The sequence below is a fragment of the Streptomyces sp. SID4985 genome (assembly GCF_009863025.1).
In the GTDB taxonomy this organism is placed as follows: domain Bacteria; phylum Actinomycetota; class Actinomycetes; order Streptomycetales; family Streptomycetaceae; genus Streptomyces.
This window is the reverse complement of record NZ_WWIR01000166.1, coordinates 1-7,518: the sequence shown is the minus strand read 5'-3', so window position 1 is coordinate 7,518 and position 7,518 is coordinate 1. Positions and strand designations below refer to the sequence as shown.

The 7,518-nt window shown below is 72.6% G+C and carries 7 protein-coding genes; 6 read left to right on the top strand and 1 reads right to left on the bottom strand.

What is annotated here, in order from left to right; genetic code table 11:
• Nucleotides 1-153: 153 nt before the first annotated feature.
• Genes GTW40_RS06755 through GTW40_RS06730 form a run of 6 tightly spaced genes read left to right on the top strand, consistent with a single transcriptional unit; the run spans nucleotide 154 to nucleotide 6,626 of the window.
• Complete coding sequence (locus GTW40_RS06755; RefSeq protein WP_161179245.1) at nucleotides 154-987, top strand: M55 family metallopeptidase; 834 nt, start codon at nucleotides 154-156, stop codon at nucleotides 985-987.
• On the top strand, nucleotides 980-2,284 hold the full coding sequence (locus GTW40_RS06750) for a M20/M25/M40 family metallo-hydrolase (RefSeq protein WP_161179244.1): 1,305 nt from the start codon (nucleotides 980-982) through the stop codon (nucleotides 2,282-2,284). The genes GTW40_RS06755 and GTW40_RS06750 overlap by 8 nt, the downstream gene beginning before the upstream one ends.
• Before the next feature lie 4 nt (nucleotides 2,285-2,288).
• Entirely contained in the window at nucleotides 2,289-4,253 is a 1,965-nt protein-coding gene (locus GTW40_RS06745) for an LpqB family beta-propeller domain-containing protein (RefSeq protein WP_161179243.1), read from the top strand.
• Between the two features lie 14 nt (nucleotides 4,254-4,267).
• Nucleotides 4,268-5,191 (top strand): LD-carboxypeptidase, encoded by a 924-nt coding sequence (locus GTW40_RS06740; protein ID WP_161179242.1) that lies wholly within the window; start codon nucleotides 4,268-4,270, stop codon nucleotides 5,189-5,191.
• 38 nt (nucleotides 5,192-5,229) lie between these two features.
• The gene (locus tag GTW40_RS06735) at nucleotides 5,230-5,973 is read left to right on the top strand and encodes a MerR family transcriptional regulator (protein ID WP_161179241.1); all 744 of its coding nucleotides are present in this window, start codon (nucleotides 5,230-5,232) and stop codon (nucleotides 5,971-5,973) included.
• Entirely contained in the window at nucleotides 5,970-6,626 is a 657-nt protein-coding gene (locus tag GTW40_RS06730; RefSeq protein ID WP_161179240.1) for a hypothetical protein, read from the top strand. Before GTW40_RS06735 ends, GTW40_RS06730 begins: the two co-directional genes overlap by 4 nt.
• A 12-nt stretch (nucleotides 6,627-6,638) precedes the next feature.
• On the opposite strand, the gene GTW40_RS06725 is transcribed toward GTW40_RS06730, so the two are convergent.
• A protein-coding gene (locus GTW40_RS06725) for an IS5 family transposase (protein WP_343245599.1) occupies nucleotides 6,639-7,456 on the bottom strand; the annotation gives its coding sequence in 2 pieces (ribosomal slippage) (nucleotides 6,639-7,120 and nucleotides 7,120-7,456; 819 coding nt in all).
• Between the last annotated feature and the right edge of the window lie 62 nt (nucleotides 7,457-7,518).

Here is a 7,518-nt window from a genome sequence, read left to right as displayed (position 1 = left end):
CGTGATCAATCCCCCCACCCCCGCATACACTCACGCTGCCCTCCGGCACAGCCGCCACGCTCGTGTGCTGCCGCCCGGCGGCGTGGTCGTTGTCGACAATGGGGGCAGACGGGCTGTGACGGGTGTGGCGAGTGGGAGAGGGCGGAACTGCGGGTGAAGATCCTCATCAGTGCGGACATGGAAGGGGCGACGGGTGTCACCTGGCCGGGGGATGTGTTGCCGGGGACGCCGCAGTGGGAGCGGTGCAGGGGGTTGTTCACGTCGGACGTGAACGCGGCGGCGGTGGGGTTCTTCGAGGGGGGTGCCGACGAGGTGCTCGTGAACGAGGCCCATTGGTCCATGCGGAACCTGCTGCTCGAGGACCTGGACGAGCGGGTGGAGATGCTCACCGGGCGGCACAAGTCGCTGTCCATGGTCGAGGGCGTGCAGCACGGGGACGTGGACGGGATCGCGTTCGTCGGGTACCACACGGGGGCGGGGATGGAGGGCGTTCTCGCCCACACCTACCTCGCCAACCAGATCACCGGCGTCTGGCTGGACGACGTCCGCGCGAGCGAGGGGCTGCTGAACGCGCACGTCGCCGCCGAGTACGGCGTACCCGTCGTGCTCGTCACCGGAGACGACCTGGCCTGCGAGGACGCGCTCGGTTACGCGCCCGAGGCGCTGAAGGTGGCCGTCAAGGACCACGTGTCGCGGTACGCGGCCGTCTGCCGGACCCCGGTCCGCACCGCCGCCGACATCCGGGCCGCCGCCAAGGAGGCGACGGAGCTGGCGGTGCGTCAGGAGCCGCAGAACGCGGGCCCGTTCACCGTCGCCGTCGAGTTCGACGCCGAGCATCTCGCGCTGGCCGTCACCGTCGTCCCCGGGGTCACCCGCATCGGGGAGCGGAAGGTGGCGTACACCGCCGACACCATGTACGAGGGCATTCGCACGTTCAAGGCGGTCACCACGATCGCCTCGTCCGCCGTGGAGGAGCAGTATGGCTGACCAGCAGGCGCTGGACGAGGTGGTCGAGTTCACCTCGGAGCTGATCCGGATCGACACCACCAACCGGGGCGGCGGGGACTGCCGGGAGCGGCCCGCCGCGGAGTACGCGGCCGAGCGGCTGGCCGGGGCGGGGCTCGAACCGGTGGTGCTGGAGCGGACGCCCGGGCGGGGCAACGTGGTCGCCCGGATCGCGGGCACCGACCCGTCCGCCGACGCGCTCCTCGTCCACGGGCACCTCGACGTGGTGCCGGCCGAGGCCGCCGACTGGAGTGTGGACCCGTTCTCGGGCGAGGTCCGCGACGGCGTGGTGTGGGGGCGCGGCGCCGTCGACATGAAGAACATGGACGCGATGATCCTGGCGGTCGCGCGCGCCTGGGCCCGGGAGGGCGTGCGGCCGCGCCGGGACATCGTGATCGCGTTCACCGCCGACGAGGAGGACAGTGCCGTCGACGGCGCCGGATTCCTCGCGGACACGCACCCGGAGCTGTTCGAGGGCTGTACGGAGGCCATCGGGGAGTCCGGTGCCTTCACCTTCCACGACGGCACCGGGCGCGAGATCTACCCCGTCGCGGCGGGGGAGCGCGGCACCGGCTGGCTGCGGCTCACCGCGCGCGGCCGCGCCGGGCACGGCTCGAAGGTGAACCGGGAGAACGCGGTGACCCGGCTGGCCGCCGCCGTCACCCGCATCGGCGAGTACGAGTGGCCGCTCCGCATCACCCCCACGGTCCGCGCCGCGCTCACCGAACTCGCCGCGCTCTACGGCCTGGAGGACGACCCGGACGACGCCGACCTGCTCCTGACCAAGCTCGGACCGGCCGCCAAGCTGGTCGAGGCGACCGTCCGCAACAGCGCCAACCCGACCATGCTGGACGCCGGTTACAAGGTCAACGTCATCCCCGGTGACGCCTCCGCCCACGTCGACGGCCGCTTCCTCCCCGGCACCGAGGACGAGTTCCGCGCCACCCTCGACCAACTCACCGGCCCCGACGTGGACTGGGACTTCGTCCACCGCGAAGTCGCCCTCCAGGCACCGGTGGACGCGCCGATCTACGCGGGGATGCGCGCCGCCGTGGAGGAGTTCGCGCCCGGCGCGCACGTCGTGCCGTACTGCATGTCCGGCGGCACCGACGCCAAGCAGTTCTCCCGGCTCGGTATCAAGGGCTACGGCTTCGCCCCGCTGCGGCTGCCCGAGGACTTCGACTACCAGGCGCTCTTCCACGGCGTGGACGAGCGGGTGCCCGTGGACGCGCTGCACTTCGGCGTCCGCGTCCTGGACCACTTTCTGCGAACCGCCTGAACGAATGGGGGAGGACATGATCGAGCAGGGGTACGGCAGTTGGCCCTCGCCGGTCGACGCGGCCCTGGCCGCCGCGCACGACGGGCACCCGGAGTGGGCCGGGTTCGTCGGCGACGAGGTGTGGTGGACCGAGCCCCGGCCCGCCGAGGGGGGCCGCCGCGCACTCGTCAGGCGCACGGCCGACGGCACCGAGGAGACGGTGCTGCCCGCGCCGTGGAACGTGCGCAACCGCGTCATCGAGTACGGCGGCCGCCCCTGGGACGCCGTGTCCCAGGGCGGTCAACCCCTGCTGGTCTTCACCCACTTCGCGGACCAGCGGCTCTACGTCCGTGAACCCGGCGCCGAGCCGCGCCCGTTGACCCCCCTCTCCCCGGTCGGCGGCGGACTGCGCTGGGCCGAACCGCGCATCGACCCTGAACGGGGCGAAGTCTGGTGCGTCCTTGAGGAGTTCACCGGCGAGGGGCCGGGTGATCTGCGCCGTGTCCTGGCCGCCGTACCGCTGGACGGCTCGGCCGCCGAGGACCGTACGGCCGTACGCGAACTCGCCCCGGAGCGGCACCGGTTCGTCACCGGGCCGCGTCTGTCGCCGGACGGGCGGCGGGCCGCGTGGCTCGGCTGGGACCATCCCCGGATGCCGTGGGAGGGCACCGAGCTCCTCGTCGCCGAGGTCAAGGAGGACGGCCGTCTCGGCGAGCCCGAGGTCGTCGCGGGCGGCCCCGAGGAGTCCGTGACCCAGGTCGAATGGTCCATCGACGGACGGCTGTTGTACGTCAGCGACCGAGACGGCTGGTGGAACCTCTACCGGGACGGCACCCCGCTGTGCCCGCGCGCGGAGGAATTCGGCGGCCCGCTGTGGAAGCTGGGCCTGCGCTGGTTCGCGCCGCTGGACAACGGGCTGGTCGCCGTCCTGCACGGGCGCGGTGCCGCCGTGCTCGGGATACTCGACCCCGAGTCCGGCGAGGTGGCCGACGCGGCCGGACCCTGGACCGAGTACGCCCCGACGCTGACCGCGCACGGCGCGCGAGTCGTCGCCGTCGGTGCCGGTCCGCACAGCGGGTACGAGGTCGTCGAGCTGGACACGGTCACCGGGCGGGCCCGTGCCGTGGGCGCCCGCCACCGGGACGCCGTGGACCCCGCCTACTACCCCGAGCCGCAGGTCCGCGTCTTCACCGGCCCCGGCGGCCGTGAGGTGCACGCCCACGTCTATCCGCCGCACCACCCCGAACGTGGCGCCCCCGAGGGCGAGTTGCCGCCGTATGTGATCTGGGCGCACGGCGGTCCCACCAGTCGGGTTCCGCTCGTGCTCGACCTCGACATCGCCTACTTCACCTCGCGCGGCATCGGAGTCGCCGAGGTCAACTACGGCGGCTCCACCGGCTACGGCCGCGCCTACCGCGAGCGGCTGCGCGAGCAGTGGGGCGTGGTCGACGTCGAGGACTGCGCGGCCGTCGCCCTCGGCCTCGCCGACGAGGGCACCGCTGACCGGAACCGGCTCGCGATCCGGGGCGGCAGCGCGGGCGGCTGGACCGCCGCCGCCTCCCTGACCGGCACCGACGTCTACGCCTGCGGCACGATCAGCTACCCCATCCTCGACCTCGCCGGTTGGGGCCCCGGCGACACCCACGACTTCGAGTCGCGCTATCTGGAGTCGCTGGTCGGACCGCTCCAAGAGGTGCCCGAGCGGTACGCCGAGCGCTCGCCCGTCACCCGTGCCCACCGGCTCACCGTGCCGTTCCTGCTGCTCCAGGGCCTGGACGACGTGATCTGCCCGCCCGTCCAGTGCGAGCGACTCCTGGCCGAACTCGCGGGCCGGGGCGTCCCGCACGCCTATCTCACCTTCGAGGGCGAGGGGCACGGCTTCCGCCGCGCCGACACCCTCGTCCGCGCGCTGGAGGCCGAACTCTCCCTGTACGCCCAGGTGTTCGGGCTGGACGTGACGGACGTACCGACACTGGAGCTGGACGCATGAGAGAACTGGGACGCATGAGAGAACTGGTACGCCCCGCCCGGCTCGCCCCCGGAGCCCGGGTCGCCGTGGTCGCGCCCAGCGGACCGGTGCCCGGCGAACGGCTGCGCGCGGGCCTCGACGTGCTGCGAGACTGGGGCCTGGAACCGGTCGTCGCACCCCATGTCCTCGACCGGCACGACGAGTTCGCCTACCTCGCGGGCACCGACGCCGACCGCGCCGCCGACTTCCAGCGGGCCTGGTGCGACCCGTCCGTGGACGCGGTGTTCTGCGCGCGCGGCGGCTACGGCGTCCAGCGCATGGTCGACCTGCTCGACTGGGAGGCGATGCGGGCGGCCGGGCCGAAGGTGTTCGTCGGCTTCAGCGACATCACCGTGCTGCACGAGGCCATCGCCACCCGGCTCGGCCTGGTCACCCTGCACGGCCCGATGGCGGCCGGGATCGACTTCATCGGCAGCGAGCGGGCCCGCGAGCAGTTGCGGCTCACTCTGCTCGCCCCGGAGAAGGTCCAGGTCATCGCCTCGGGCGGCGGCGTCCTGGTGCCCGGCCGGGCCCGGGGCGTCACCCTGGGCGGCTGTCTCTCCCTGCTCGCCGCCGAACTGGGCACCCCGCACGCCCGCCCCTCCGCACACGGCGGCCTGCTCTGCCTGGAGGACGTGGGCGAGGAGACGTACCGCCTCGACCGCTACCTCACCCAACTCCTGCGCTCCGGCTGGCTGGAGGGGGTACGCGGGGTGCTCCTCGGCTCCTGGGAGAAGTGCGACCCCTACGACCGGGTCCGCCCCCTGCTCGCCGACCGGCTCGGCCCCCTCGGGGTGCCCGTCGTCGAGGAGTTCGGCTTCGGGCACTGCGCGGACGCGCTGACGCTGCCGTTCGGGGTGGCCGCCGAACTCGACGCGGACCAGGGCACCCTGACCTTGGAGGAACCGGCGCTGCGCTGAGTTGACCTTGACGCGACGGCAACGTTTTTACTGGCCGTATGCGCATCGGAGAGATCGCCGCGCTCGTCGGAGTCACCACACGAGCCGTGCGGCACTACCACCACATCGGCCTGCTGCCCGAGCCGGTGCGGCGGTCCAACGGCTACCGCTCCTACACCCTGCGGCACGCCGTGCTGCTGGCCCGCATCCGCAGGCTGACCGAACTGGGACTCTCGCTGGACGAGGTGCGGGACGTCCTCGCGGACGACGCCGGGCGCGAACTGGCCGAAGTACTACGGGAACTGGACGCCGACCTGGCCCGGCAGGAGCAGGAGATCCGGCGGCGCCGGGAGGTCCTCGCCGACCTCCTGGCGGGCCCGCTCACCCCGGACGCCCCGCTCTCGCCCGCCCTCTCCGCGCTGCTGCGCGCCGCCCCCGGGACCACGTCGCGCTCCGCCGCCAAGGACCGCGAACACCTCGCCCTGCTGGAGACGGTGGAGGGCGGCGAGGCGGTGTACGACGCCCTGTTCCCGCTGTCCGAGGACCCGGCGCTGCTCGGGCTGTACGAGCGGCTGGACGAACTGGAGGACGCGGCGCCGGACGACCCCCGCATCGCGGCCCTGGCCGAGGACATGGCCGCCGCCGTACCCGACGAGCTCATCGCCGTGATCCCCGCCGGACCGGGCCGGTCGAACCCCGGCTTCAGTGAGGCGCTGCTCGCCGACTACCCGCCGGCCCAGGCCGAGGTGGTGCGCCGGGTGATGACCGACCTGGCCGCCCGGATCGAGCGGAGCGGAGCATGACCGCCCGCGCGCGACGGGCCGTGGCCGCCGAACTGGTCCCCATCCCCGTACGCCGGATCGTCGCGCACGAGGTCCGGGCCCTGTACGCCCTCTGGCTGTGGACGCTGCGCCGCCGCCAGGTCCCCGAAGGCGCCCTGGCCGTCCCCTACGCCGAACCCCAGGCGGCCATGATGTACGGTCTGCTCTTCGTGTCGGTCGTGGAGACCGTCATGCCGGCCCTGCTGATCCCCTGGCCGCTCGTCCACCGGATCCTGCTCGTGCTCGACGTGTACGGGATCGTGCTGGTCCTCGCGCTGCACGCGGCCTGCGTGACCCGGCCGCACCTCGTCGGCCCGGACGGCTCGCTGCGCGTACGGTATGGCGCGCTGTTCGACCTCCACCTCCCGGCGGACGCCATCGTCTCCGCGCGCGTCGACCGGCGCTACCGAGGCCGGGGCCTGCTGCACGCCGGTCCGGACGGCGAGCTGGACCTCTCGGTGGGCGGCCAGACCACGGTGACGGTGGAACTGGCCGAACCGGTGCCGTACGTACGCCCGTTGGGCGCGCGGGGCCTCGTACGCACCCTCAGGTTCCACGCGGACGATCCGCGCGCGCCGGTCCTCGCCCTCACCCGTGATCACGCGGCCGACCCGGTGAAAGGGCACGGCGGTTGAGGCTTAGAGGTCCTAACAAAGGCGTTGGATGTGTCGGTGAGTGATCAGGCAGGTGGCGAGACCGAGGAAGGCCTCGTGGATGTCGTCGCGTCGCTCCCAGCGGATCCGCAGGCGGCGAAAGCCGTGCAGCCAGGCGATGGTGCGCTCGACGACCCAGCGGAAAATGCCCAGGCCAGAGCCGTGTTGCACGCCTCGCTCAGCGATGACCGGGCGGATGCCGCGCTGCCACAGTAGGCGCCGGTATTTGTCGTGGTCGTAGCCGCGGTCGGCAAGCAGCGTGTCGGGTCGATGTCTGGGGCGGCCGACGACGCCGGCAACCGCCGGGATCTTGTCGAGCAGGGGCATCAGCTGGGTGACGTCGTTGCGGTTTCCACCGGTCAGCGACACCGCGAGCGGGATGCCCTGGCCGTCGGTGAGAACGTGGTGCTTGCTGCCCGGCCGTGCGCGATCGACCGGGCTGGGACCGCTTTTGGGCCCCGTCGAGCGGCCCGGACGTGGGAGGAGTCGATCACCGCCCGGGACCAGTCCAGCTTGTTCGCCGCCCGCAGCTTCTTCAGGAGCACCAGGTGCAGTTCGTCCCACACGCCGGCCTCGTTCCACGCGGCGAGGCGCCGCCAGCAGGTCATGCCCGAGCCGAAGCCCAGTTCCTGCGGCAGGTACTCCCACTGGATGCCCGTGTGCAGGACGAACAGGATCCCGCACAGCGCCTGCCGGTCCGGGACTCGCGGTCTGCCCTCGACCAGCTTCGGACCCGGCACGGGCAGCAACGGCTCGATGAGCGACCACAGTTCGTCCGAGACGATCCAGGGCCGCGACTGACGTTTCCCCACGATCGGACCAACGACCAGCCAATCCGAAAGTCACATGATCAACGGCTTCTGTTAGGACCTCT

Coding starts and splice junctions, on each gene's coding strand:
- GTW40_RS06730 (WP_161179240.1), top strand. CDS start 5,970: ATGACCGCCCGCGCGCGACGGGCCGTGGCCGCCGAACTGGTCCCCATC.
- GTW40_RS06740 (WP_161179242.1), top strand. CDS start 4,268: ATGAGAGAACTGGTACGCCCCGCCCGGCTCGCCCCCGGAGCCCGGGTC.
- GTW40_RS06735 (WP_161179241.1), top strand. CDS start 5,230: ATGCGCATCGGAGAGATCGCCGCGCTCGTCGGAGTCACCACACGAGCC.
- GTW40_RS06750 (WP_161179244.1), top strand. CDS start 980: ATGGCTGACCAGCAGGCGCTGGACGAGGTGGTCGAGTTCACCTCGGAG.
- GTW40_RS06745 (WP_161179243.1), top strand. CDS start 2,289: ATGGGGGAGGACATGATCGAGCAGGGGTACGGCAGTTGGCCCTCGCCG.